The organism is Micromonospora sp. NPDC126480 (assembly GCF_040302465.1).
Classification (GTDB): Bacteria; Actinomycetota; Actinomycetes; order Mycobacteriales; family Micromonosporaceae; genus Micromonospora.
Genome location: NZ_JBEORU010000001.1, coordinates 141,042 through 164,115, shown reverse-complemented (window position 1 = coordinate 164,115; position 23,074 = coordinate 141,042). Strand labels below are relative to the sequence as shown.

The 23,074-nt window shown below is 73.1% G+C and carries 21 protein-coding genes and 1 riboswitch; of the genes, 8 read left to right on the top strand and 13 right to left on the bottom strand.

What is annotated here, in order from left to right; genetic code table 11:
• Positions 1 to 88: 88 nt before the first annotated feature.
• A complete protein-coding gene (locus ABTW87_RS00835) occupies positions 89 to 850 on the top strand; it encodes a VOC family protein (RefSeq protein ID WP_350647222.1) in 762 nt (253 codons plus the stop codon).
• Positions 851 to 937: 87 nt separating this feature from the next.
• On the opposite strand, the gene ABTW87_RS00830 is transcribed toward ABTW87_RS00835, so the two are convergent.
• The 4 genes from ABTW87_RS00830 to ABTW87_RS00815 form a co-directional block, all read right to left on the bottom strand.
• Complete coding sequence (locus tag ABTW87_RS00830; RefSeq protein ID WP_350647220.1) at positions 938 to 1,735, bottom strand: ABC transporter ATP-binding protein; 798 nt, start codon at positions 1,733 to 1,735, stop codon at positions 938 to 940.
• Positions 1,732 to 2,835, bottom strand: a complete 1,104-nt coding sequence (locus ABTW87_RS00825) for a FecCD family ABC transporter permease (RefSeq protein ID WP_350647218.1) — start codon at positions 2,833 to 2,835, stop codon at positions 1,732 to 1,734. The genes ABTW87_RS00830 and ABTW87_RS00825 overlap by 4 nt, the downstream gene beginning before the upstream one ends.
• Positions 2,836 to 2,873: 38 nt before the next feature.
• Entirely contained in the window at positions 2,874 to 3,812 is a 939-nt protein-coding gene (locus tag ABTW87_RS00820; RefSeq protein WP_350647216.1) for an ABC transporter substrate-binding protein, read from the bottom strand.
• 84 nt (positions 3,813 to 3,896) lie between these two features.
• A riboswitch (cobalamin riboswitch) is annotated at positions 3,897 to 4,028 on the bottom strand.
• Between the two features lie 65 nt (positions 4,029 to 4,093).
• Complete coding sequence (locus ABTW87_RS00815; protein WP_350647214.1) at positions 4,094 to 5,980, bottom strand: M14 family metallopeptidase; 1,887 nt, start codon at positions 5,978 to 5,980, stop codon at positions 4,094 to 4,096.
• A gap of 216 nt (positions 5,981 to 6,196) precedes the next feature.
• On the opposite strand from ABTW87_RS00815, the gene ABTW87_RS00810 reads away from it, so the two are divergent.
• Positions 6,197 to 7,549 (top strand): C39 family peptidase, encoded by a 1,353-nt coding sequence (locus ABTW87_RS00810; protein ID WP_350647212.1) that lies wholly within the window; start codon positions 6,197 to 6,199, stop codon positions 7,547 to 7,549.
• 35 nt (positions 7,550 to 7,584) lie between these two features.
• Here the strand turns inward: ABTW87_RS00810 and ABTW87_RS00805 are convergent, their stop codons facing one another.
• The 3 genes from ABTW87_RS00805 to mqnE are packed head-to-tail and all read right to left on the bottom strand — an operon-like array spanning position 7,585 to position 9,501.
• Positions 7,585 to 7,848 (bottom strand): DUF4229 domain-containing protein, encoded by a 264-nt coding sequence (locus ABTW87_RS00805; protein ID WP_350647210.1) that lies wholly within the window; start codon positions 7,846 to 7,848, stop codon positions 7,585 to 7,587.
• A 37-nt stretch (positions 7,849 to 7,885) separates the two neighbouring features.
• On the bottom strand, positions 7,886 to 8,308 hold the full coding sequence (locus tag ABTW87_RS00800) for a hypothetical protein (protein WP_350647208.1): 423 nt from the start codon (positions 8,306 to 8,308) through the stop codon (positions 7,886 to 7,888).
• A 23-nt stretch (positions 8,309 to 8,331) separates the two neighbouring features.
• Positions 8,332 to 9,501 (bottom strand): aminofutalosine synthase MqnE, encoded by a 1,170-nt coding sequence (mqnE, locus tag ABTW87_RS00795; RefSeq protein WP_350647206.1) that lies wholly within the window; start codon positions 9,499 to 9,501, stop codon positions 8,332 to 8,334.
• Positions 9,502 to 9,741: 240 nt separating this feature from the next.
• Here mqnE and ABTW87_RS00790 point away from each other — a divergent pair, with 240 nt between their 5' ends.
• From ABTW87_RS00790 to ABTW87_RS00775, 4 genes are all read left to right on the top strand, one after another.
• On the top strand, positions 9,742 to 11,343 hold the full coding sequence (locus ABTW87_RS00790) for a C40 family peptidase (protein ID WP_350647204.1): 1,602 nt from the start codon (positions 9,742 to 9,744) through the stop codon (positions 11,341 to 11,343).
• Positions 11,344 to 11,463: 120 nt separating this feature from the next.
• Positions 11,464 to 13,089, top strand: coding sequence for a hypothetical protein (locus ABTW87_RS00785; RefSeq protein ID WP_350647202.1), 1,626 nt, complete (start codon positions 11,464 to 11,466; stop codon positions 13,087 to 13,089).
• Between the two features lie 175 nt (positions 13,090 to 13,264).
• On the top strand, positions 13,265 to 14,821 hold the full coding sequence (locus tag ABTW87_RS00780) for a DEAD/DEAH box helicase (RefSeq protein ID WP_350647200.1): 1,557 nt from the start codon (positions 13,265 to 13,267) through the stop codon (positions 14,819 to 14,821).
• Positions 14,822 to 14,935: 114 nt separating this feature from the next.
• Complete coding sequence (locus ABTW87_RS00775; protein ID WP_350647198.1) at positions 14,936 to 15,565, top strand: putative glycolipid-binding domain-containing protein; 630 nt, start codon at positions 14,936 to 14,938, stop codon at positions 15,563 to 15,565.
• 94 nt (positions 15,566 to 15,659) lie between these two features.
• Here ABTW87_RS00775 and cds1 read toward each other — a convergent pair whose 3' ends face one another.
• The 3 genes from cds1 to ABTW87_RS00760 form a co-directional block, all read right to left on the bottom strand.
• Entirely contained in the window at positions 15,660 to 16,751 is a 1,092-nt protein-coding gene (gene cds1, locus ABTW87_RS00770) for an L-cysteine desulfhydrase Cds1 (protein WP_350647196.1), read from the bottom strand.
• A gap of 22 nt (positions 16,752 to 16,773) precedes the next feature.
• Positions 16,774 to 17,625: an SDR family NAD(P)-dependent oxidoreductase gene (locus tag ABTW87_RS00765; RefSeq protein WP_350647194.1), complete on the bottom strand. Its 852-nt coding sequence runs from the start codon at positions 17,623 to 17,625 to the stop codon at positions 16,774 to 16,776.
• Positions 17,626 to 17,723: 98 nt separating this feature from the next.
• Complete coding sequence (locus ABTW87_RS00760) at positions 17,724 to 18,182, bottom strand: Lrp/AsnC family transcriptional regulator (protein ID WP_350647192.1); 459 nt, start codon at positions 18,180 to 18,182, stop codon at positions 17,724 to 17,726.
• A 268-nt stretch (positions 18,183 to 18,450) separates the two neighbouring features.
• On the opposite strand from ABTW87_RS00760, the gene ABTW87_RS00755 reads away from it, so the two are divergent.
• Positions 18,451 to 18,717 (top strand): BldC family transcriptional regulator, encoded by a 267-nt coding sequence (locus tag ABTW87_RS00755; RefSeq protein WP_350647190.1) that lies wholly within the window; start codon positions 18,451 to 18,453, stop codon positions 18,715 to 18,717.
• 55 nt (positions 18,718 to 18,772) lie between these two features.
• Here ABTW87_RS00755 and ABTW87_RS00750 read toward each other — a convergent pair whose 3' ends face one another.
• Complete coding sequence (locus ABTW87_RS00750; RefSeq protein WP_350647188.1) at positions 18,773 to 19,402, bottom strand: UbiX family flavin prenyltransferase; 630 nt, start codon at positions 19,400 to 19,402, stop codon at positions 18,773 to 18,775.
• 177 nt (positions 19,403 to 19,579) lie between these two features.
• On the opposite strand from ABTW87_RS00750, the gene ABTW87_RS00745 reads away from it, so the two are divergent.
• Complete coding sequence (locus ABTW87_RS00745; RefSeq protein WP_350647186.1) at positions 19,580 to 20,587, top strand: terpene synthase family protein; 1,008 nt, start codon at positions 19,580 to 19,582, stop codon at positions 20,585 to 20,587.
• A gap of 15 nt (positions 20,588 to 20,602) precedes the next feature.
• Here ABTW87_RS00745 and mqnP read toward each other — a convergent pair whose 3' ends face one another.
• Entirely contained in the window at positions 20,603 to 21,514 is a 912-nt protein-coding gene (mqnP, locus tag ABTW87_RS00740; RefSeq protein WP_350647184.1) for a menaquinone biosynthesis prenyltransferase MqnP, read from the bottom strand.
• The gene (locus tag ABTW87_RS00735) at positions 21,514 to 22,974 is read right to left on the bottom strand and encodes a menaquinone biosynthesis decarboxylase (protein ID WP_350647182.1); all 1,461 of its coding nucleotides are present in this window, start codon (positions 22,972 to 22,974) and stop codon (positions 21,514 to 21,516) included. The genes mqnP and ABTW87_RS00735 overlap by 1 nt, the downstream gene beginning before the upstream one ends.
• Between the last annotated feature and the right edge of the window lie 100 nt (positions 22,975 to 23,074).

Here is a 23,074-nt window from a genome sequence, read left to right as displayed (position 1 = left end):
CCTGTTCGCACGCCGGACCGGGCTCCGGCGGTGCCACGATGCGGTCAGGGCCCGCCCCTACGGCGGCCCGTGACCGAGAGGGGCCCACGTGAGCACCGTCCCGGCGGGTACGCCCTGCTGGACCGACCTGGCCACCCCGGACCTCACCGACGCGCGGCGCTTCTACCCGGAGCTGTTCGGCTGGACCGGCCGGATCGCGCCGGAACCGGAGGCCGGTGGGTACACCGTCTTCCTCCTGGGCGGCCAGGCGGTGGCCGGGGCCGGGCCGCCGGCCATCCCCGACCAGGTGCCGATCTGGTCGGTGTACTTCGCCACCAACGACGCGGACCTGGTGGCGGGACGGGTCGAACGGGCCGGCGGGCAGGTGGTGGTGCCGCCCTTCGAGGTGTTCGACCGGGGGCGGATGGCGGTCTTCAGCGACCCGGCGGGCGCGGCCTTCAGCGTGTGGCAGCCGATGGCCATGCCGGGCGGCGAGATCTTCGGGGTGCCGGGCGCGCTGACCTGGACGGAGCTGGTCACCCCCGACCCGGAGGGCGCGAAGGTCTTCTACGAGCTGGTCTTCGGCTGGCAGCCGGAGGACCCGCCGGCCGACCCGGGCGGGCACACCGGTTGGCGCCTCGGCACCCAGATCGTCGCGGGGATGTCCACTCCGCTCGGTGACTTCCCGGCGGACACGCCCGCGTACTGGTCGGTGTACTTCGGTGCGGCCGACGTCGACGCCACAGCGGCGCGGGCCGCCGCGCTGGGCGGCGAGATCCTGGTCCCACCCCACGACGTCCCGGCTGGCCGCTACACCTCCCTCCGCGACCCCCAGGGCGCCCTCTTCCAGACCCTCACCCCACCCGCCTGATCTCCCGGCCGATCATGGAGTTGCGGTGCCCGACGAGCGGGGCTGACCGCCATGTTTCGCCCACCACACATCCATGATCGGCGAGGGTCAGCGGCGGACGGGGACGACCAGGGGGCCGTGCTCACCTTCGAGCACCCGGACCGTGGCGCGGTAGTGGCGGGAGAGGAGCTGCTCGGTGAGGACGTCGCGAGGGGGGCCGGTTGCCGCCACGCGGCCGTCGGCGAGGAGCACCATGCGGTCGGCGTACTCGCCGGCGATCGACAGGTCGTGCATGGTGGCCACCACGGTCAGCCCGTGCGCGCGGCGGAGCTGGTCGACCAGCTCGAGGACCTCCTGCTGGTGACCGATGTCCAGGGCGCTTGTCGGCTCGTCGAGGAGCAGCAGGGTGGCCCCCTGGGCCAGAGCCCGGGCCAGGAAGACGCGCTGCCGCTCACCACCGGAGAGGGTGGCCAGCTCCCGGGTGTGGAAGCCGGTGAGGTCCAGCTGGTCCAGCACGTCGTGCGCGGCGACCAGGTCGGCGGCGGACTCCCGGCCCAGCGGCGGGATGTACGGGGTCCGGCCGAGCAGGACGTAGTCCAGCACCGACATGCCGGCCGGCACCACCGGGGACTGGGCGACTGTCGCCACCACCCGGGCACGGTCCCGGCGGCGCAGCGCCCGGATCGGCGTACCGAAGAGACTGACCGCGTCCGGTGCGGGCAGCAGGCCGCCGACGGCGCGCAGCAGCGTCGACTTGCCGGCGCCGTTCGGGCCGATCACCGTGACCCACTCCCCGGCCGCGACGGTCAGGTCGACGCCGGCGAGGATCGGTACCCCGCCCAGCCGGACGTGCAGGTCACGCACCTCCACGGCGGGCGCGGCGGGCGCGGCGGCCGGGCCGGTCATCCCAGCACCCGCCGGGTGGTACGCAGGACCAGCACGAAGAACGGGCCGCCGAGCAGGGCGGTGACCACGCCGATCGGGATCTCCTCCGGGGCGGCGGCGGTCCGCGCGATGACATCGGTCAGCGCCAGGAACGCCCCGCCGAAGAGCATCGACAGCGGCAGGATCACCCGGTAGCTGGACCCGGCGAGCAGCCGTACGGTGTGCGGCACGATGATCCCCACGAAGCCGATCAGCCCGGACGCGGAGACCGCGGCGGCGGTGCCGAGCGAGGCGGCGGCGATCAGCAGGTAGCGCGACCGTTGCGGGTGCAGGCCCAGGCTGCTCGCCTCGTCGTCACCGACGGACAGCACGTCCAGCTCGCGCCGGTGCAGCAGCACCACCACGGCGGTGAGCAGGAAGTACGGCAGGACGAGCCGGACGTCGTGCCAGCCGGCGGTGGCGAGCCGGCCGAGCAGCCAGGAGTAGACCTGCTGGATGCTGTCCGAGTTGCGCTGCAGCAGGTAGGTCTGCCCGGCGGAGAGGAACGCGGCGACCGCCACCCCGGCCAGGATCAGCGTCGCCGGGGAGCGGCCCCGGCCGCCGGAGGAGCCGAGCAGGTACGTCATGAGGACCGCGCCGACCGCGCCGACGAACGCGGCCAGCGGGACGGTGACCGGCAGCCCGGTGATCGCGCCTCCCGCGCCCACCCCGGCGGTGATCACCACGGTGACCGCCAGCCCGGCCCCGGCGGCGACGCCGAGCAGGTACGGATCGGCCAGCGGGTTGCGGAACACGCCCTGGTACGCGCCGCCGGCGAGGGCGAGCAGCCCGCCGACCAGCAGACCGAGCACGGCACGGGGCAGCCGTAGCTCGGTCACGATGGCGATCTCCCGTTCGGTCAGCCCGCTGTCGAGGCGTACTCCGGGAAGGAGGTTCAGCAGCTCCACCGCGACGCTGCCCGGCGGCAGGCTGACCGGGCCGAGCGACACGCCCGCGACCAGGGCGACGAGCACCGCGGCCAGGCCGGCGGCCAGCCAGCGTGGGCGGAGGCCCGCCGGCCGGGGCACCTGCGGCGCCCGGGCCGGCGGGAAGGAAGGGCCCCTTTTTAACGCCTGCTGCATGGAAAGGGTCCCCTGTTAACGCCCGGCGACGGCGAGCGTCACGCCGGCACCTTGGCGACCGCGTCGATGATCGTGCGGAGCAGGTCGACGACGCGCGGGCCCCAGCGCGAGGCGATGTCGTCGTCGAGCGCCACGACCTGGTTGTTCTTGACCGCGGTGATCCCCGCCCAGCCGGCCCGGGCCTTGACCGTGTCCGCGCTCTGCTGGCAGCACTTGGTGTCGGCGAGGAAGACGAAGTCCGGGTTGGCCTTGACGATGACCTCCTGGGAGAGCTGCGGGTAGCCGCCGCTCTTGCCGTCCGCGTCGGCCGCGTCGGCGATGTTCTCCAGGCCGGCGAGCGTGTACAGCGAGCCGATGAAGGTCTTGCTGGTGGCCGTGTACAGCTCGGGACCCAGCTCGTGGAAGTAGGTCAGCTTCTCCGACCGCTGCGGCAGGTCGGCGACCAGCTTGGCGATGTCGTCCTTCATCCGCTGCACCACGTCGGCGGCCTCGGCCGGGTGCCCGGTCAGCGTGCCCAGGTCGGTGATCTGCCGGTAGGTGTCGTCGAGCGTGGTCGCGGCCGGGGTGATGACCACCGGGATCTTCAGCTTGCCGAGCTGCTCCACGACCTTGTTGCGGTCGTCGGAGAGCACCACCAGGTCCGGGTTCCGGGCGGCGATCGCCTCCGCGTTCGGCTGGAAGCCGGAGAGGTCGCTCTTGGGCGCCTCGGGCGGGTAGTTCGAGTTGTCGTCGACGGCGGTCACCTGCTTGCCGGCGCCGATCGCGAAGAGCATCTCGGTGGTCGTCGGCGACAGCGAGATGATCTTCTCCGGCCGCTTTTCGAGGGTCACCGGGCCGACGGTGACCGGGAAGGTCGCGGCGGCCGACGCGCTGCCGCCGGTCGCGGGGGTGTCGGAGGTCTTCTCGGCGCAGGCGCCGAGGGCGAGCGCCGCCACCGCGAGGGTCGCGGCGAAGAGCCGGGGGGTACGTCTGGACATCGGTCCTCCTGTCGGTCGAGGATCGTGGTGCTTCGCCGACAGGGAGCCCGGGGCGCCCGTCCGCGAGGCGCCCTTCCTCGAGAGCGCGAATCGCGACCGACCGCAGGCGACCTGGCTCGTCCCCGATGATCGGGGCATCACAGTTGCGGGACAGCGCCGGTTTCGCACCGGCTTCGCTGCGGGATGGTCGGTAAGACGGTAGCGCACGCTCGGACCGTTCCCACCGAGGTGGTGGGTGGGGTGGGGCCCCGTCGGGGGGCGGGACGGGGCCCCACCTGTTCTCAGGAGGCGGTGATGGTGACGTTGTCCACAGCCGCCTCGACGAGGCTCGCTCCGGAGGCGTCCGCCGCCTCGACCTGGATCCGGACGGACTGGCCGGCGTACGGGCTCAGGTTCAAGCTCGCCACCGCCCAGGAACCGTTGCGGTTGGTGGCCGCGCCCGCCTGGTTGAGCAGCGTGGTGGTGCCGCCGCTGTGCACGACGCTGACCCGGAGGTAGTCGGCCGACGACGAGTTCGAGCCATGGGCCAGGTACCACGCCAGGGACAGCGTCAGCGTGCCGCTCGACGGCAGGGTCACCGCCGGGGAGCGGGCGCTTGTCACGCCACCGTCGATGTCGTAGTCACCCGCTCCGGTCCCGGCGAGCCGGCCGGTGACCAGGTCGTTGCTGCCGGCGTACGGGGTGAGCTGCTTGGCGCCGCTGGAGTTGGTCGCCTGGGCGGCGCCCCGCTCCCACGCCCCGGTCGTCGCGGTGTCGGTGCCGTTCGGGTTGATCGTCCAGCCGGTCGCGGTCTCGAAGGTGTCCGACCACACCGTCGTGCCGCCGCCACCGCCGCCGCAGTACTGGCCGTCCTTGCCGATCGCCCGGTACGGGCAGTCGGCGTACTCGGCCAGGATCAGCACCGCGTCGCGGTTGCGCGAGGTCTCGCGCGGGATGACCTCGTCGGGCGGGTAGAAGCCGCCACCGCTGGCCGAGCCCGGGTACATCTCGAAGGTGTACGCCCAGATGCCGTGCTGCCCCCACATCCAGTCGATGCTGGTGCCGTCGGCGATGTAGAGGTCACTGGACTGCTCGGGGGTGTACCCGTTGGTGGCCGCCATCTGCTGGCCGATGGTGGCGAAGGTGTTGTACTGGTCGGCGCTCATTCCCGGCGCGGTGTTGTTGTACGTGTAGCCGAACGGCCAGAGCACCAGCTGGGAGTAGGTGTGGAAGTCGATGTTGGCTTTGATCTGCTGCACGCCGCCGACGACCCGGCTGTTGACGAAGTTGCGCAGCGCCTGCGTCTCCGGGGCGGAGAACGCCGACGGGCCCCGGTAGGTGTCCGACGAGGTCGAGCCGGACGAGCCGCCGCAGCAGCCCCACTGGTAGGACCAGTTGCGGTTGAGGTCGGTGCCGACGTACGACGAGCCGCTGTTCGGCTGCCGGTTCTTCCGCCAGGAGCGGTACGAGCCGGTGGCGATGTCGTACTCGCTGCCGTCCGGGTTGACCGTCGGCACGATCCAGATCTCCCGGCTGTTGACGATGTTCGTGATCCGGGAGTCCGAGCCGTAGTTGTCGGTGAAGAGGTTGAGCAGGTAGACCGCCATCTCGACGGTCAGGTGCTCCCGGGCATGCTGCTGGGCGTTGAAGAGGATCTCCGGCTCGTTCTCGTCGGTGGCGACGTTGTCGGAGATCTTCACCGCCATCAGGTCCCGGCCCTCGTACGAGCTGCCGATGCTGATCTTCCGGGCGATGGACGGGTGGTCGGCGACCACCTTGTTCACCGCGGCCGTCAGCTCGGCGTAGTTGTGGTAGGCGGAGTCGGCGGGCGGGAAGTCGAGGGTGCCCATCTCACCGTCGGCGTGGTCGTGGCCCCGATCGGTGGGCGACGCGGCGACCGCCTCGAGCCGGAAGCCCAGCCGGGTGATGGCGGCGGCCTCGGCGCTGGTGGCGGAGACGTGCAGGACGCCGTGCTCGGAGTAGTCGATCGACGCGCCGGTGCGGGCGACCGCGGTGCGGTCGGCCACCGTACGCGGGCCGAGCACCCGGTACTGGGCGGCGGCGGGTTCGCCGGAGCGGTCCGGGCTCGGCTGCGCGGAGACCGGTGCGGCGACGAGGGTGAGAATGCCGAGCCCCGCGGCGCAGGCGAGCGCGAGGCGACGGCGGAGGGTGGGAGAGCGGAAGGCCATGGACAACCTCCTGGGCGGCGCGGGAGATCGTTCCCGCGTGGTGGGCAAACTCCACCACCCGTCACATGGTCATATCAACATCCATCCATTCCTACTTTCCATGCCAGCCTGATCCTCACATCGGCAAGGATTTTCCATCCGCCGACCTATGGCGAAACTTCCTTCCAGACGAGAGACTGACCGGCGACGATGCCCCACCTCTCCCGTGGAGTACCGATGCACAGACGACGTCTCGGCGGGGCCGCCCTCGCCGGCCTCACCGCTCTCGCCCTCCTCGGCACGACGGCGCCCGCCGGCGCGGCGCCCCTCGCGGCACCGGCCGGCCGGCCGGTCGTCCACGACGAACAGATCACCTTCCATGAATGGTCCCGCTACCCCGACTGGCGTCGCGGCACCCACGCCGGTACCCGGGCGGTGCCCGGTGCCCGCCCCGGCCTGACCCTCGCCCGCCCGGCCGGGACCACCGCGTACACCGACCCGCACACCGGGACCACCCGCACCTGGGAGTACGCGACCTGGACCTCGCCGCTGACCCGGGTCGGGTTCGACGCCACCGAGCTGATCGCCTCCTGGAACGCGCAGACCCCGGCCGGCACCTGGATCCAGGTCGAGATGCAGGGCACCTACAACACCGGCGACCAGACCCCCTGGTACGTCATGGGGCGCTGGGCCTCGGGTGACGCCGACATCAAGCGCACAAGCGTGAACCGGCAGGGCGACCCCTGGTCGACGATCTGGACCGACACCTTCAGCATCGACGACGCCGACGCCGGCGTGCTGCTGCGGGAGTACCAACTGCGACTCACCCTCTACCGGGCGCCCGGCCAGCAGGCCGCGCCGGTGGTGCGGATGCTCGGCGCGATGAGCTCCACGGTGCCGGACCGGTTCAACGTCAGCCCGAGCGCCGGCGGCATCGCCTGGGGCGTCGAGCTGCCGGTGCCGCGCTACTCACAGAACGTCCACAGTGGTCACTACCCGGAGTACGACGGCGGCGGCCAGGCCTGGTGTTCCCCCACCTCCACCACGATGGTCATCGAGTACTGGGGCCGGAAGGCGTCCGAGGAGGACACCGCCTGGGTGGACCCGACCTACCCGGACCCGACGGTCAACCACGCCGCCCGGATGGTCTACGACTACACCTACGACGGCGCGGGGAACTGGCCGTTCAACACGGCGTACGCGGCGAGCTTCCGGGGCCTCGAGGGGCGGGTCACCCGACTGCACTCACTGGACGAGGTGGAGCGCTTCATCGCCGCCGGTATCCCCGTGGTGACCAGCCAGTCCTTCCTCGCCAGCGAGCTGGACGGGTCGAACTACGGCACCTCCGGGCACCTCTTCGTGATCGTCGGGTTCACCGCCGACGGCGACGTGATCGTCAACGACCCCGCCTCGTCCAGCAACGACGAGGTGCGCAACGTCTACCAGCGGGAGCAGTTCGAGCAGATCTGGCTGCGGACCAAGCGGATCAACGCCAACGGCGGGGTGTCCGGCGGCTCCGGCGGCGTGGTCTACCTGATCAAGCCCGAGCGGCTCCCCTGGCCGCACGTGCCGGGCAGCACCAACTGGTGAGGCGCCCTGGCCGGGAGGGCGACGCGCCCTCCCGGTCAGGCCTTCGGCCCGTCCTCGTCCTCGCCGGCCAGGGCGGAGCGCAGCCGCTCCTTCTCGGTACGGCGCCGCTCGGCGGCCTCCGCCATCTCCTCGGCCATCTCGTCCCGCCAGGGGCGCAGCAGGAAGAAGGAGGCGGCCGCCGAGAAGATCAGGGCCACCATCAGCTTCAGGAACAGGTTCATCTCGACGAACCAGAGGGCCGCCAGCACGACGGCGAACAGCCCGATCCGGCCCAGCGTGTACTTGACCGCCGCGCTCATCTCCGCACTCCGTTCTCCGCCGCCGGCGGCGACGGCCTCAGCCCGTCCGCCGGGCGAGCCACCGCACGCCGTGGAACCACACAACCGCGTACCCGAGGGTGAAGGCCGCCGCACCCAGACCGCCCGAGACCAGCGGCGGCAGACCGGCGGCCAGCCCGGCCACCACCAGCCCGGCGGTCAGCCCGACCCCGACGGCCACCAGTGCCGCCACCACGCGCGCGGCCCCGAACTCCCAGGCGCGGAAATCCTCCCAGTAGAGCCACACCGGCAGGATCACCGCCAGCCACCCGTTGGCCCGCCCGAAGTCGCCGGCGCCGAACGAGGTGAACGCCCAGTCGAAGAGCACCACGGCCAGCACCCCGATGACGAAGCCGGCGAGGCTCACCCCGAGCAGGTCGCCCAGGGTCACGATGCGACCCTCGGCATCTCGCCGGGGAAAGCCGCTCTGCTGCTCGGTCATGGTCCTACGAGGGTACGTGCCGGTCAGGCCCAGACCTGCTGCGGCTCGGCCCGTCGCTCGGCGAGGGTCGGCGCGGCGTCGTACTCGCGCACCACCTCGTAGCGGGTGTTGCGCTCGACCGGCCGGAAGCCGGCGTCCCAGATCAGGTTCAGCAGGTCCTCGCGGTGCATGGTGTTCGGCGTGCCGTACGAGTCCGCGTCGTGCGTGATCTTGTACTCCACGACGGAGCCGTCCAGGTCATCCACACCGAAGTTGAGCGAGAGCTGGGCCACCGAGAGGCCGTGCATCACCCAGAAGCACTTCACGTGCGGGACGTTGTCGAAGAGCAGCCGGGACACCGCGAACGTCTTCAGCGACTCCGCCGGGGACGCCATCGTGGTGCGCGCCTGGATCCGGTTGCGGATCTTGCCGTCCGCCGAGTCGACGAAGTCGTGCTGGTAGCGCAGCGGGATGAAGACCGCGAAGCCACCGGTCTCGTCCTGCAGCTCGCGCAGCCGCAGCACGTGGTCGACCCGGTGCCGGGGCTCCTCGATGTGGCCGTACAGCATGGTCGACGGCGTCTTCATGCCCTTGCTGTGCGCCAGCCGGTGGATGCGCGACCAGTCCTCCCAGTGGCAGGCGTGGTCGACGATGTGCTGCCGGACCTCCCAGTCGAAGATCTCCGCGCCGCCGCCGGTCAGCGACTCCAGGCCGGCGTCCATCAGCTCGTCGAGGATCTCGTCGGCGCTCAGGCCACTGATCTTCTCGAACCACTGCACCTCGGTCGCGGTGAAGCACTTGAGTTTGACGTTCGGCAGGGCCGCCTTCAGCTCCCGCAGCACCTTCGGGTAGTAGCGCCACGGCAGCGTCGGGTGCAGGCCGTTGACGATGTGCAGCTCGGTGAGCTGCTCGTCCTCCATCTCCTTGGCCTTGCGGACCGCCTCGTCGATGCGCATCGTGTACGCGTCCTTCTCGCCCGGCTTGCGCTGGAACGAGCAGTACGCGCAGCTCGCGCTGCACACGTTTGTCAGGTTGAGGTGCCGGTTGACGTTGAACATCACCCGGTCGCCGTTGAGCTCGGTGCGGCGGTGGTGCGCGAGCCGACCCAGCCAGGTCAGGTCGTCGCTCTCGTAGAGGGCGATCCCGTCCTCGCGGGTCAGCCGCTCGCCGGCGTACACCTTCGCTTCGAGCTCGCGCTTGAGTCCGGCGTCCATGTCCAGCCCCGTCCCTTCACCTGCGGTCCCGGTCGAGCCTACGTCGGCCGGCGGGTCCACCGTCAGCGCGGTCGGCGGGCAGCGACACACTTCACCACACTCACAGCCACCCGTTACCAGGCGACGCATCGACATCGTTGCCCGCGTGCGGTAAGACAGGGTGGGGCGCGACACACACCACTGGTAGCGTCCTGACGCCGCGCGCACGAGGCGCGGTGCAGACGCCGGACGGGGAGCGGAATGGGCGACAGCGGCCACGGACGACGACAGCCTCGACACAGGCCGGTGATCTCGCCGGTGCTGCGCCCGAAGCTCTGGTCGGCCCTGCTCGGCGCCATCGCCGCCGCCGCGCTGAGCGCACCCGCGTACGCCGACCCGCCGCTACCCACCACCGTGCCTGACTCGGGTGCCCGGCCGGTGTTGTCCGGCCCGATCACCCTGCCCGGCGGCGTGCCGCTCGCGCCCACCCCCGGCGCGCCGGTCAACCTCGTCAACGGGCCGCTGGCCGCACAGATCTACGCCGTCGAGGCGCGGATCGGCCAGCTCGGCGACGAGCTGCTCCTGCAGCGGCAGCAGCGCACCGAGGCGGAGACGCAGCTCGCCACGGCCGAGCGCGACCTGGCCCTGGCCCGGGACGCCCTGGCCCGGGCACAGGAGCGCGCCGACACGGCCGTTGCCGACGCGATCAAGGCCGCCGCCGCGCTGCCGCCCGGCGGGTTCGCGACCGACCTGCACGATCTCAGCCAACTCTCTCGGATCGCCCGGGGCGAGGAGGTCGAGGGCGGCGACACCACCGCCGCCACCCGGGAGCTCAACCGGGCCCGCACCGGCGAGCAGGCGGCCCAGCAGGCGCTGGCGGCGGCCCATGGCCGGGTGCAGACCGCGCGCGCCGCGTACACGACCGGCGAGCAGGTGCTTCGCGCCGAGGAGGCGAAGCTCGCCCAGCTACGCCGGGACAACGCCGCTCAGCTCATCGAGCTGGAACGCCAGCAGGAGGCGGCCGAGCAGGCCCTCGGTGCCGGGTACATCGGCAACGAGACGGCGAACGGGCTCGCCGCGCACCCCACCGCCCTGAAGGCGGTCGCGTACGCGAGGGCCCAGCTCGGCGACCCGTACCTGTGGGCGGCCGAGGGGCCGGACCGGTTCGACTGCTCGGGCCTGATCTGGGCCGCGTACCGGTCGGCCGGCTACTACGACCTGCCCCGGGTCTCCCGCGACCAGTACTACGCGACCCGCCACCGCACCGTCGCCCGCACCGCCCTGCTCCCCGGCGACCTGGTCTTCTTCGCCTCCGGGTCGAGCTGGACGAGCATCCACCACATGGGCATGTACATCGGCGGCGGCAAGATGATCCACGCCCCGAGAACCGGTGACGTGGTCAGGATCGCAACGGTGCGCTGGTCCCGCCTGTACGCCGCCACCCGGGTCGTGGGGGCGGTTCCCGCACCGGTCACGACCTCCCCCAGCCCGAGCACCACGCCCAAGCCGACAACGCCGGCCACCCCGAAGCCGACACCGTCGGCGACGACGTCCCCGTCCACCCCGCCGACCACGACGCCGACGCCGACGCCGACCGGAACGAGCTCACCGTCGCCGACGCCGACCGGAACGACCTCGCCGTCGCCGTCGCCGTCCGGCAGCACATCCGCCCCGGAGACCAGCGCGCCGGCGACCACCGAGCCGTCCAGCCCCACAGCCGACCCCTCGACCCCGTCGCCGGCCACGACCACCAGCCGCGCCGTGCCGACGACCGCCGCGAGCAGCCTGGAGCCCTCGGCCAGCACCTCAGCCAGCACCTCGGCCAGCACCTCGGCCAGCGCCTCGGCCAGCACCGGCAGCTGAGCCGTACCGCCCGGTAGCGGCTCCGGCTGTGCCACCGGCCTGGAATGTGGCACGGTGAGACTCAGGCACACCCGGTCCGGCAGCTCGGATCCGGGTGCGAGCGTGGCGCGGAGGGCGAGCATGGCCGAGCAGAACGTCCCGGTGGACCCGTCCGCCCCCGACCTCGACGGCGCGTCCGACGAGCAGGGGGCCGGCGAGGCGGCGTCCGCGGCTCCCGCCGGAACGGCTCGCGCCGATGTCGACGCCGCGCGGCCCCGGTCCGCGGTCCCCGTAACCACCCGGGCCCGGGTGAGCGTCGCCACCGCGGTCGCGCCGCCGCCGGACGGGTCGGTCCCGCCGACCCCCGGCACCACGACGTACCGGGCCACCGGCTCCGCCTCGGTGCCGTCCCGGGCCGCCGTTCCCGATCAGCGTGGAGCAGCCACCGCTGCCGAGAAGGGCGGTGCACCGGGCCGGGCCGCGCCGCTCGCGGCCACCGGCGGGGCCGCCGACGGCGCGACCGGACCGGCGGAGGAGCCGCCCGCCACCCCGGACGGGACGCCCGACACGCCGCTCACCGCCAGCGGCCCGACGAAGGCGCCGCCGCTCCCGACGCAGCCGCCGGAGGCTTCGCCGGCTCCGGCTGAGCGGGGCGAAGCGGGTTCGGCCGAGCGGGGCGAAGCGGGTTCGGCCGAGCGGGGCGAAGCGGGTTCGGCCGAGCGGACGGATGCGGGTGCGGCCCGGGCCAGCGTGCCGGTGCCGGGCGCGAGCCGGGTGTCGGCCGCCGAGGCCGCGGCCATCCGGTCGGTGACCGGTGAGGCTCGGCTCTACCGTGCCGGCCCGGTGAACCCGGAGCCACCCGAGCCGGCGCAGCCGCCGGAGCCCGCCCAGCCGCCCAAGCCCCCGGTCCCGGAGCCGGAGCCGGAGCCGGCCCCGATCCCGCCCGTACCCGGCCCGAAACCGCCCTCGCCGAACCCGCCGGTGCCGGGCCCGACGCCGCCCGCGCCCGGGCCGTACCCACCTGGCCCGGTTCCGCCTCGGCCGACCCCTCCCGGCCCGGTTCCGCCCGGCCCACCGGCGCCGCCGCCCGGCCCACCGGCGCCGCCGCCCGGCCCGCCGGTCCCCCCGCCGCCGCCCCCGCCGGGCCCGACGCCGGCACCTCCGTTCCCACCCCCGCCCGCCACGCCGGCCGGGGTGACCGCGCCGCCGCCCCGGCTCAGCGGCCGGGCCGCCGTGCCGGCCCCGGTCCCCGGCCCCCGCACCGCGCCGGTACCCGAGCCGCCCGTCGTACCCGCGCCGCCCGCCAGGCCCGAGCCGCCCGTCGTGCCGGCACCGGCGCTGCCGGCCTGGCCGCCGCCGGGCAGCCCGGCCAGCCGCCGGGAACCGGCGGCTCCGGCCCCGGCCACTCCCGCGAGCGGTTTCCCGACCGGGCCGGCGGGCGCCGCCGACCCCTGGCAGCGGCCGGGCGGGGGTCGACCGGACCGGTACGAGGGTGACCTGAGCGGGCTCTACGCCGGCGGCACGGACGGGCCGGGATTCTCGACGGTCGCCTTCCCGGCCAACTCGCTCGAGACGTCGGGCTCCCTCACCGGGCACATCCTCGCGCAGGGCTGGACCGAGACGCCGGCCTCCGAGCGGTCCAGCAACGCCCGTGTGGTGGTCGTACTGGCCGCGTCGCTGGGTCTGCTTGTCGCGATCAGTGTGCTTGTCGTCCTGCTGGCCAACGATGCGATGGACGGCCTGGTCGGGAACCTCCTGAGCGGGTGAGCCCGCCCACTGCGCGGCGGTGACGGCGTGCGGGCCGGGCCGGCCGCCGTACACTGGTGGAGATCACTGACCTGGCGCGCCCCCGCGTGCGCCCATGGGCGGTCTTGCGGGCGATCCGGCGGCATGGTGCCGCAGCGGGCCATCGCGAAGATGCGCCCCGCTCGAAAGGCATTACTTGACCACCTCGCTCGACCTTGGCACGCCCTCGTCCGCAACCGACAACATCCACGACTTCGCCGCCCTCGGGCTGCCCCAGCCCCTGGTCCGGGCGCTGGCCCGGCAGGGCATCACCACCCCGTTCGAGATCCAGCGCGCCACCGTGCCGGACGCGGTCGCCGGCCGGGACGTGCTCGGCCGCGGCCAGACCGGCTCCGGCAAGACGCTCGCGTTCGGTCTGCCCCTGCTGGCCCGGCTCGCCGACCGGGAGCGGGCCCGGCCGCTGCGCCCGCGCGCGCTCGTCCTGGTGCCGACCCGGGAACTCGCCATGCAGGTCAACGACGCGCTGTTCCCGCTCGGTCGGGCGGTCGGCGTGTTCCTCAAGACCGCCGTCGGCGGTGTGCCGTACGACCGGCAGATCGACGCCCTTCGGCGCGGCGTGGAGGTCGTGGTGGCCACGCCGGGACGGCTCGGCGACCTCATCGAGCGGGGCGTCTGCCACCTCGACGACGTCGAGGTCACCGTGCTGGACGAGGCGGACCAGATGGCCGACATGGGCTTCCTGCCCGAGGTCACCGAACTGCTCGCGAAGACCCCGGCCGGCGCGCAGCGCCTGCTCTTCTCGGCCACCTTGGACGGTGACGTGGACGCGCTGGTCAGGCGGTTCATGAACGATCCCGTCACCCACTCGACCGCCCCGCCCACGGCAGCGGTGTCCACCATGGACCATCACCTGCTGTTGATCCCGCCGCACGACAAGTTCCCGGTCGCCGCGTCCATCGCGGCGCGGGAGGGGCGGACGATGGTGTTCGCCCGCACCCAGCTTGGCGTCGACCGGCTCGTGCAGCAGCTCGCGGCGGTCGGCGTACGCGCCGGTGGCCTGCACGGCGGCAAGACCCAGCGGATGCGCACCCGCACCCTCGCCGAGTTCCGGGAGGGCCGGACGAACGTCCTGGTCGCCACCGACGTGGCGGCCCGGGGCATCCACGTCGACGGCGTCTCGCTGGTGCTGCACGTCGACCCGCCGAAGGACCCGAAGGACTACCTGCACCGGGCGGGGCGGACCGCGCGGGCCGGTGAGTCCGGCGCGGTGGCGACCCTCGTCCTCCCGAAGCAGCGCCGCAGCACGCTTGCCATGCTGGAGAAGGCGGGCGTCGAGCCGGCGCAGACCCGGGTACGCGCCGGCGACCCGGCGCTGGCCGAGCTGACCGGGGCCCGGGAGCCGAGCGGCGTACCCGTGCGGGACGAGCCGGAGCCGCGCCGGCGCACGGACGGCCCGCGCCGCTTCACGGACCGGCCCGGGCGCGGCGAGCACGGCCGGTTCGGCGAGCGTGGCCGGTTCGCCGATCGCGGCGGCGAGTCTCGGCACCCCACCGAGCGCGGCGAGCGCGGGCGGTACGGCGACCGCGCGGAGTCCCGGGGTTCCGGTGAGCGTGGCGACGATCGCCGGTTCGGCGAGCGGGGCGAGCGCGGCCGGTTCGGCGAGCGCCGCCACCCGGGCCGGCCGGCGGACGGCCGCTCCGAGCGGCGGTCGGGGGACCGGCGCTTCGGCGGGCGACCCGCCGGCACGTACTGACGGACCGGAAACGTCTGAGCGGCGTGCCGGCTGGTCGGGTCGCTCAGGCGTATCCGATCACGCCGGCGCGCCGACTGCGCTGCCCTCCGGTGGGGTTTCGCGTAGCGTCGGCTCATGCCGACCATGCCGAAGTCGTACCTGTGGACCCGGACGGACACGGCCGGCGCCGAGCACGCCCTCGTCGACGACGCGCGGGGGCTGACGGCGCGCGGCATCCAGCTCGCGGTCGACCCGATCCCGTACACGTGCCGCTACCAGCTCACCACCGACCCGGAGTGGGTCACCACCGGGCTCGTGGTCGAGGCGGAGGGATCGGGCTGGCTGCGCAGCGTACGGCTGGAACGGGCGGTCGACCGGTGGCGGGTGACCACCGCCGAGCAGGGCGACCTTGACGGGGCACTGGCCGCCGCCGGGCACCCGCCGGCCGGCCTGCCCGGCACCGACGACCCGGACCGCCTGGTCGACGCCCGGGACGTCGACCTGGGCGGTTCCGCGCTCTTCAACACCCTGCCGGTACGCCGGCTCGGCTTGACCGGCGCGTCCGCCGGGACCGCACACCGCGTGCCGGTCGCCTGGGTGCTGGTGCCGAGCCTGGTGGTGGTCGCCGCCGAACAGGTCTACACGGCGCGGGGGCCCGGCAAGGTCGGGTTCGCCAGCGACTCGTTCACCGCCGAACTGGACGTGGACGACGACGGGTACGTGCTGCGCTACCCGGGTCTGGCCGTGCGGGCCGACGCCGGCTGAACCACGGCCGGACCGGGCGCGGCAACGGCCGGGCGCGGCAACGGCCGGCCCGGCTGCGGCCCGCGGACGGCCTAGCCGGCGTCGGCGGGGACGGTCAGGACGGCCAGGCGCCGCTGGCCAGGAAACGCTCGACCGTCGCCAGGTGCGGGGCCAGGTCCAGGCCCTGGGCGGCGACCCACTCGTCGGCGTAGTAGGTGTCGGCGTAGCGGTCGCCGGCGTCGCAGATCAGGGTGACCACCGACCCGCTCCGCCCCTCGGCGAGCAGCTCGGCGATCAGCCCGAACGCGCCCCACAGGTTGGTGCCGGTCGAGCCGCCGAGCTGCCGGCCGAGCACGGCGGAGCCGGCGCGCATCGCCGCCAGCGAGGCGGCGTCGGGCACCTGGACCATCCGGTCCACCACCGACGGCAGGAACGACGCCTCCACGGTCGGCCGGCCGATACCCTCGATCCGGGAGCCGCGGCCGGTGCGTACCGACCAGTCGGCGGCCTGCCAGGCCGGATAGAACGCCGAGTTCTCCGGGTCCACCACGCAGAGCTTGGTGGGCAGCCGGCGGTAGCGGGCGTACCGGCCGATGGTGGCGCTGGTGCCGCCGGTGCCGGCGCCGACCACGACCCACGCCGGCACCGGGTGCCGCTCCAGGGCCAGCTGCGAGAAGATCGACTCGGCGATGTTGTTGTTGCCCCGCCAGTCCGTGGCCCGCTCGGCGTACGTGAACTGGTCCATGAAGTGACCGCCGGTGTCCTCGGCCAGCCAGCGCGCCTCGACGACCACCTTCGCCGGGTCGTCCACCAGGTGGCACCGGCCGCCCTGGAACTCGATCTTGGCGATCTTCTCCGGTGAGGTGGAGGCGGGCATCACCGCGATGAAGGGTAGGCCGAGCATCCGGGCGAAGTACGCCTCGGACACCGCCGTCGACCCGGACGACGCCTCGACGATCGTGGTGTCCGGCCCGATCCAGCCGTTGCAGAGCCCGTACAGGAACAGCGAGCGCGCCAGCCGGTGCTTCAGGGAGCCGGTCGGGTGCACCGACTCGTCCTTGAGGTAGAGGTCGACGCCCCACTCCCGGGGCAGCGGGAACGGCAGCAGGTGGGTGTCGGCGGACCGGTTGGCGTCCGCCTCCACGGCGGCGATCGCCTCGGTCACCCACCGCCGGCCTGCCTCGTCGCACCGGTCCAGATGAGTCACGTCGGAAACCTAGCAAGCCTGGTCAGAGCTTCCCGCCGGCGGTCCGCCGGCGTTGGCGACGCTGGCCGGCCCGGCCCAGCGCCATCACCAGCGGCAGCAGCCGCAGGGACAGGCCCGGCAGCGCGTCCAGCAGCCGGACCTGCGCGCCCCGCCACCGTGGCACGGCGACCACCGGGCGGGGCCGCCGGGCCAGCTGCGCGGCCCGCCGGGCGACCCGCTCGGGCGTCAGCAGGGTGCCGGTGAAGGAGGCGGCGGCCGCCGGGTCGTCCAGCCGGTCGTGCAGCATCGGCGTCCAGATCCCGTCCGGGCAGAGGCACGACACGTGTACGTCCCGGTGCCCCGCCAACCGCAGGTCGGCGAGCGTGCCGATGCTGAACGCCACGAGGGCGTGCTTGCTGGCCGCGTACACGGTCTCGCCCGGGGCCGCGACCAGGCCGGCGAGCGAGACGACGTTGAGGACGTGCCCGTACCCCTGGGCGCGCATCACCGCCAGGGCGGCGACCGTGCCGTTCATCGCCCCGAGCGTGTTCACCTCGACCACCCGGCGTCGGGTGGCCGGGTCGTGCTCCCAGGAGGCGCCGGTGACCAGGATGCCGGCGTTGTTGACCCAGAGTCCCAGCCCGTCGCTCGCGGCCGCCTCGGCGGCGACGTCGGCGCAGGCTGACTCGTCCCGCACGTCGAGCGGCCGGGACCACCCGCTCAGCGGCGCCGCGGCGGCGGCCACCGCGGCGGCGTCGAGGTCGGTGAGGAGCACCCGCCAGCCGTCCCCGTGCAGAGCGGCGGCGATCGCCTGCCCGAGACCACCGGCGGCGCCGGTCACGACGGCGGTACCGGGGTTGGCCGCGGCACCGGGCCCGCTGGTCCGCTTGGTCATCGGCGCACGCTACTACCGCCGGGCGGGCCGCCGCCAGGGCCGCCGTCCCGCACGAAGCTGCCGGCGCGGGTTCGGAGCGACTGAGCGACCGCCGGTGCTCAGGCGGGCGGCGGGGTGACCGGCTGCGGGCGGTTCTCCCACTTCGTCGACAGGGCGACCCCGGTACGGGTGGAGGCGACACCGGGGATGCGGTTCAACCGCACGATCAGCTGCTCCAACTCCGCGATCGTGCCGACCCGCGCCTTGAGCAGGAAGGACTCCACACCGGCCATGAAGTAGCAGGACTCGACCTCGGGGATGCCCCGGAACGCCTCCAGCACGTCGTCGGTGTCCGCGCCGGAGTCCTCGACGATGCCGATGATCGCCGTCACGCCGAGCCCGATGGTCTCCGGCTCCACCTCGGCCCGGTACGCGCGGATCACGCCGCTGGACTCCAGCTTCCCGACCCGCTCGTGGACGGCCGGGGCGGAGAGGCCCACCTGCCGGGCCAGCTCGGCGTACGAGAGGCGGGCGTTGCCGCGCAGCAGCTCAACGAGGCTCAGGTCGATCGCGTCCACGGACTGTAGACCCTAGTGGCAAAGGGGCCACGTCGGGCGCGCCGACCCGGTGGTACCTACCGAACGTGATTGTTCACAAACTCACCGTCAGCGGGGGCGTTCGCAGGTAACATTTCCTAACTTCCCACTCAGTGCTTTTTTCGCGTTTGGCGGACAGGCCAGGTCGCTGGTGCTGTAATTGCCATACGTCCCTCATGACGGCTCTGGGCTCGCACCGGCCGGGGGCAGTGTGTTCAGCCGGGGGCTTCGTCGATGCGAGGAGGGGGCTGTGGACACTGGAGATCGCCTGCTGACACCGGGTGAGGTCGCCGCGCTGTTTCGGGTTGATCCCAAGACTGTGACGAGGTGGGCGGCGGCGGGCCGGATAGGCAGCATCCGGACTCCAGGCGGGCATCGCCGGTTTCGGGAATCCGAGGTGCGAGCGTTGCTCGAGGGGGAGGGCATGTTGGACGAGGCGGAGGACATGGGCAAGCCGCGCAACGCCGGCCCCACCGCCTCGGCCGGGTCCGGTCCGGCGAACGCCGGTATGTACTGAGGTGGTGTGACGGCGCGCGACGGCCGCCGGTGTCCGGCAGGTTCGCGGCGGCCGGTCAGTCGCGCGCCGCACCCAGCTCGCCCGCCCAGCGACGGAAGAGCGTGTGCGGTACGCCCAGGACGTCCAGCACCTTTCCGGCGACGAAGTCGACAAGTTGGGCGGCGGAGGCCGCCGCGCCCGAGCCGTAGAAGCCGGGGCTGGCGGGTAGCACCACCGCTCCGGCGTCGTGCAGGGCGATGAGATGTTCCAGGTGGCTGCGTGTCACCGGGGTTTCGCGGGGCACGACGACGACCGGCCGGCGCTCCTTGAGGTTGACCTCGGCCGCCCGTTGCAGCAGATCCTTGGAGAGCCCGATGGCGATGCCGGCGCAGGCCGCCGTGCTCGCCGGCACGACCACCATGCCGCGTACCCGGTAGGAGCCGCTGCTCGGGCCGGCGGCGAGGTCGCCGGCGGCCCAGTGGCGGACGTCGGCGCCGGTGAGGTCCCGCTCCAGCCAACCGGCGAGGTCGTCGGCCCAGTGCCCGTCGCGGAACGGCCGACCCGTCTCGTCGAGGATGGTCAACCGGGCGGCGCGGGACACGATCAGGTCCACCGGTTGCCCGGCGTCGAGCAGAGCCCGTACGACGGCGGCCGCGTACGGCGTGCCGGAGGCCCCGGAGACACCGACCACCCATGGTTCGCGCATGCCTCCAGCCTGCCTGGTGGTGGTGATCGGCCGACGGGCACCCCCGGTTTGCACCGGCTGGTGGGGATTGTCGCCCGCTCGGCCTCCTTGTCCGCCCGGGAGCGCGGGTTTCCCGGCGACCTGACATGCTTTCCCAGCGAGTTGCGGGCAGGCGGATCGCACGGCGGGAGGAATTCGGTGACGACCGGCGAGGTCCTCTGGTCGCTGCGGGCGGAGTGTCCGCTCCCGGCCCGCCTCTCGCCGCACGCCGACGCGGTGCAGCGGTGGTTCGTCGACGAACTGCTGCCCGACCTCGATCTGCCGCTGGACGCCGCGGCCCGCCGACGGCTGGCCGCCGCCGGTGTCGCCCGGTACGCGGGCCGGCTCTACCCCGGCGCCACCGAGGCCGACCTCCGGGTGCTCACCGCGCTCTTCACCTGGTTCTTCCTGATCGACGACGCCTGCGACGGGCCGGATCGGCTCGACCCGGACCAGATCCGGACGCTGCGGACGGGTGCGCTCACGGTGCTGCAGGGCGGCGCCCGCTTCCGGTCCCCCGGCCTGGACGGCGGACTGCGCCGGCTGCTGGTCCGGGCGTGGCGGGAGCCGCGTCGCCGGATGCCGGCGCGCTGGCGGGCACGGGTCGTCGAGGCGGTCGCCCACCACCTCGACGGGACCTGGCGTGAGGCGGCCGGGAAGGCCGCCGGCCACCGGCCGGGCCTGGCCGAGTACGTCGAGCTGCGCCGTGCCACCTCGGCGGCGTACGTCTCCTACCCGCTTGTGGAGTTCGTGACCGGACGTCCGCTGCCGGATCCGGTGTACCACCATCCGCTGCTGCGCCGGGTCGCCGACACCGGCAACGACCTGCTCTCCTGGTTCAACGACCTGGCCTCGCTGGAACGGGAGGAGCCCAGCGCCGTCGGGCACAACCTGGTGCTCGCGATCGCCGGCGAGCGGCGCGTGCCGGTCGCCGAGGCGGTGCGGCTGGCGGCCGACCGCTGGCGGGACTCGATGCGCCGCTTCGTCGAGCTGCGTGCGTCCGTACCGTCGTTCGGGCCGGCGCTGGACCCGGCCGTCACCGCCCACCTCGACGTGGTCGCCAACGCGGTCCGGGGCACGATCGACTGGACACTCGAAAGCACCCGCTACGCGGGTAAGGAAGGGCCCCTTCTTAACGCCTCCGGTAGAGCAGGGGTCCCTTCTTAACGCTCAGCCGGGCGGTCAGGGCCGCAGGCCGAGCCGGACCACGAGGTCGAGCAGCGCGAAGGCAAAGAGCGCGATGCCCACGAAGCCGTTCGCCGTGAAGAAGGCCCGGTTGACCCGGCTCAGATCGGTGGGGCTGACCACCACGTGCTGGTAGGCGAAGGCGACCGCGGTCAGCGCCAGCCCGATCCACCACAGCCAGCCGAAGCCGATAAGCGCACCGAACCACACGAACAACGCGAAGGTCACCACGTGCGCCACGGTCGAGGCGTGCAGCGCGAAGCGCAGCCCGTAGCGCGCGGGCACGCTGTGCACGCCGATCTCCCGGTCCACCTCGGCGTCCTGGCACGCGTAGATCAGGTCGAACCCGCCGATCCACAGCCCCACCGCCGCGCCGAGCAGCCAGGCCGGCCACGAGCCGGCGAAGGTGCCGGTGACCGCCAGCCAGGCGCCGACCGGACCGACCGCCTGCGCCACCGCCAGGATCGCGTGCGGCCAGTTGGTGAACCGCTTGCCGTACGGGTAGACGACGAGCGGCACCACCGCGAGCGGCGCGAGCGCCAGGCAGAGCGGGTTGAGCAGCGCGGCGGCGGCGAGGAACACCACAAGCGCCACGGCCGCCCCGGTCCAGGCCGTCCGGACGCTCACCGCCCCGGTGACCAGCTCCCGGTTGGCGGTACGCGGGTTCCGCGCGTCGATCCGCCGGTCCAGGATCCGGTTGGCGGCCATCGCGAACGTCCGCGCGCCGACCATCGCGACGGTGATCAGCAGCAGGTCGAGCCAGCGGACCCGCCCGCCGTTCACCTGCATGGCGGTCAGCGCCGACAGGTACGCGAACGGCAACGCGAACACGGAGTGCTCGATGGCCACCAGCTTGAGGAAGGACTTCACCCGGCTCGGCCGCTCGGCCGGCGCGTCGACGACGGCCATCAGATGCCGTACTCCTTCCAGCGCTTGTCGACCAGGGAGACGATCTCCGGCGACATGCTCATCTCCTCCGGCCAGCCCCGGCTGTAGCCCTCCTCGGGGAGCTTGCGGGTGGCGTCGACGCCGGCCTTGCCGCCCCAGAACTGCTGGTACGAGGCGTGGTCGAGGTGGTCCACCGGGCCCTCGGTGAGCAGCAGGTCCCGGGAGTAGTCGACGTTGCCGAAGGCGCGGAAGGCGACCTCGTTGTAGTCGTGCACGTCGCAGTCCTCGTCGACGACCACGATCAGCTTGGTCAGCGACATCATGTGCGCGCCCCAGATCGCGTTCATCACCTTCTGCGCGTGCTTCGGGTAGCGCTTGCGGATCGACACGATCGCGCAGTTGTGGAAGACACCGGCCGCGGGCAGGTTGTAGTCGACGATGTCCGGGATCAGGAAGCGCAGCAGCGGGGCGAAGATCCGCTCGGTGGCCTTGCCGAGGCCGTGGTCCTCCTGCGGCGGCTGGGACGTGACGATCGAGTGGTAGACCGGGTCGCGCTGCATGGTCATGCACTCGACGTGCAGCACCGGGAACGGTTCCACCGGCGTGTAGAAGCCGGTGTGGTCGCCGAACGGGCCCTCCGGCAGCCGCTCGCCCGGCTCGAGGTAGCCCTCCAGGACGACCTGCGCGTGCGCCGGCACCTGCAGCGGGACCGTCAGGCAGTCCACCATCTCGACCCGCTCGCCGCGCAGATACCCGGCGAAGAGGTACTCGTCGATGTCGGCGGGGAGCGGCGCGCTTGCCGAGTACGCGACCACCGGGTCGGCGCCGATGGCGATGGCGACCGGCAGCCGCTGCCCGAGCCGCTCGGCGACGGCGTGGTGCGCGGTCGAGTTCTTGTGGATCTGCCAGTGCATGCCGAGCGTGTTGTGCGAGTGCTGCTGCAACCGGTACAACCCCAGGTTGCGCTTGCCGGTCTCCGGGTGCTTGGTGTGCGTCAGCCCGAAGTTGTGGAAGATCCCGCCGTCGCCCGGCCAGACCTGCAGACCCGGCAGCCGGTTCAGGTCGACGTCGGCGCCGCGGTAGACCACCTGCTGGCAGGGGGCTGTCTTCACCTTCTTCGGCGGCATCGACTTGAGCTGCATGACCTTGCCGAGGCCACCCATCATGCCGGAGAAGCCCTGCGGCAGCTCCGGCTTGAGCATCTCGCCGATCCGTTCGCCGATCTCGTCGAGGTGCTCCACCCCGAGCGCCATCGCCATCCGCTTCTCGGTGCCGAACAGGTTGATCGCCACCGGCATCTCGCCGCGGGTCGGGCGCTCGAACAGCAGCGCCGGGCCACCGGCCCGGACCGTCCGGGTGACGATCTCGCTGATCTCCAGGGTGGGATCCACCGGGGCGGTCACCCGCCGCAGCTCGCCCGCGCGCTCCAGGGCCGCGAGGAAGTCCTTCAGATCGGTGTACGGGAAGCCACGAGCCGCCATGCCTGCAAGTCTCCCCCACCGCTCCGCAGTGCAAGGAGGGGCCCCTTGTTAACGCCTCCGGTAGCGAAAGGGCCCCTTCATAACATCCTGACCGCTCCCT

Coding starts and splice junctions, on each gene's coding strand:
- ABTW87_RS00830 (WP_350647220.1), bottom strand. CDS start 1,735: ATGACCGGCCCGGCCGCCGCGCCCGCCGCGCCCGCCGTGGAGGTGCGT.
- ABTW87_RS00825 (WP_350647218.1), bottom strand. CDS start 2,835: ATGCAGCAGGCGTTAAAAAGGGGCCCTTCCTTCCCGCCGGCCCGGGCG.
- ABTW87_RS00820 (WP_350647216.1), bottom strand. CDS start 3,812: ATGTCCAGACGTACCCCCCGGCTCTTCGCCGCGACCCTCGCGGTGGCG.
- ABTW87_RS00815 (WP_350647214.1), bottom strand. CDS start 5,980: ATGGCCTTCCGCTCTCCCACCCTCCGCCGTCGCCTCGCGCTCGCCTGC.
- ABTW87_RS00810 (WP_350647212.1), top strand. CDS start 6,197: ATGCACAGACGACGTCTCGGCGGGGCCGCCCTCGCCGGCCTCACCGCT.
- ABTW87_RS00805 (WP_350647210.1), bottom strand. CDS start 7,848: ATGAGCGCGGCGGTCAAGTACACGCTGGGCCGGATCGGGCTGTTCGCC.
- ABTW87_RS00800 (WP_350647208.1), bottom strand. CDS start 8,308: ATGACCGAGCAGCAGAGCGGCTTTCCCCGGCGAGATGCCGAGGGTCGC.
- mqnE (WP_350647206.1), bottom strand. CDS start 9,501: ATGGACGCCGGACTCAAGCGCGAGCTCGAAGCGAAGGTGTACGCCGGC.
- ABTW87_RS00790 (WP_350647204.1), top strand. CDS start 9,742: ATGGGCGACAGCGGCCACGGACGACGACAGCCTCGACACAGGCCGGTG.
- ABTW87_RS00785 (WP_350647202.1), top strand. CDS start 11,464: ATGGCCGAGCAGAACGTCCCGGTGGACCCGTCCGCCCCCGACCTCGAC.
- ABTW87_RS00775 (WP_350647198.1), top strand. CDS start 14,936: ATGCCGACCATGCCGAAGTCGTACCTGTGGACCCGGACGGACACGGCC.
- ABTW87_RS00765 (WP_350647194.1), bottom strand. CDS start 17,625: ATGACCAAGCGGACCAGCGGGCCCGGTGCCGCGGCCAACCCCGGTACC.
- ABTW87_RS00750 (WP_350647188.1), bottom strand. CDS start 19,402: ATGCGCGAACCATGGGTGGTCGGTGTCTCCGGGGCCTCCGGCACGCCG.
- mqnP (WP_350647184.1), bottom strand. CDS start 21,514: ATGGCCGTCGTCGACGCGCCGGCCGAGCGGCCGAGCCGGGTGAAGTCC.
- ABTW87_RS00735 (WP_350647182.1), bottom strand. CDS start 22,974: ATGGCGGCTCGTGGCTTCCCGTACACCGATCTGAAGGACTTCCTCGCG.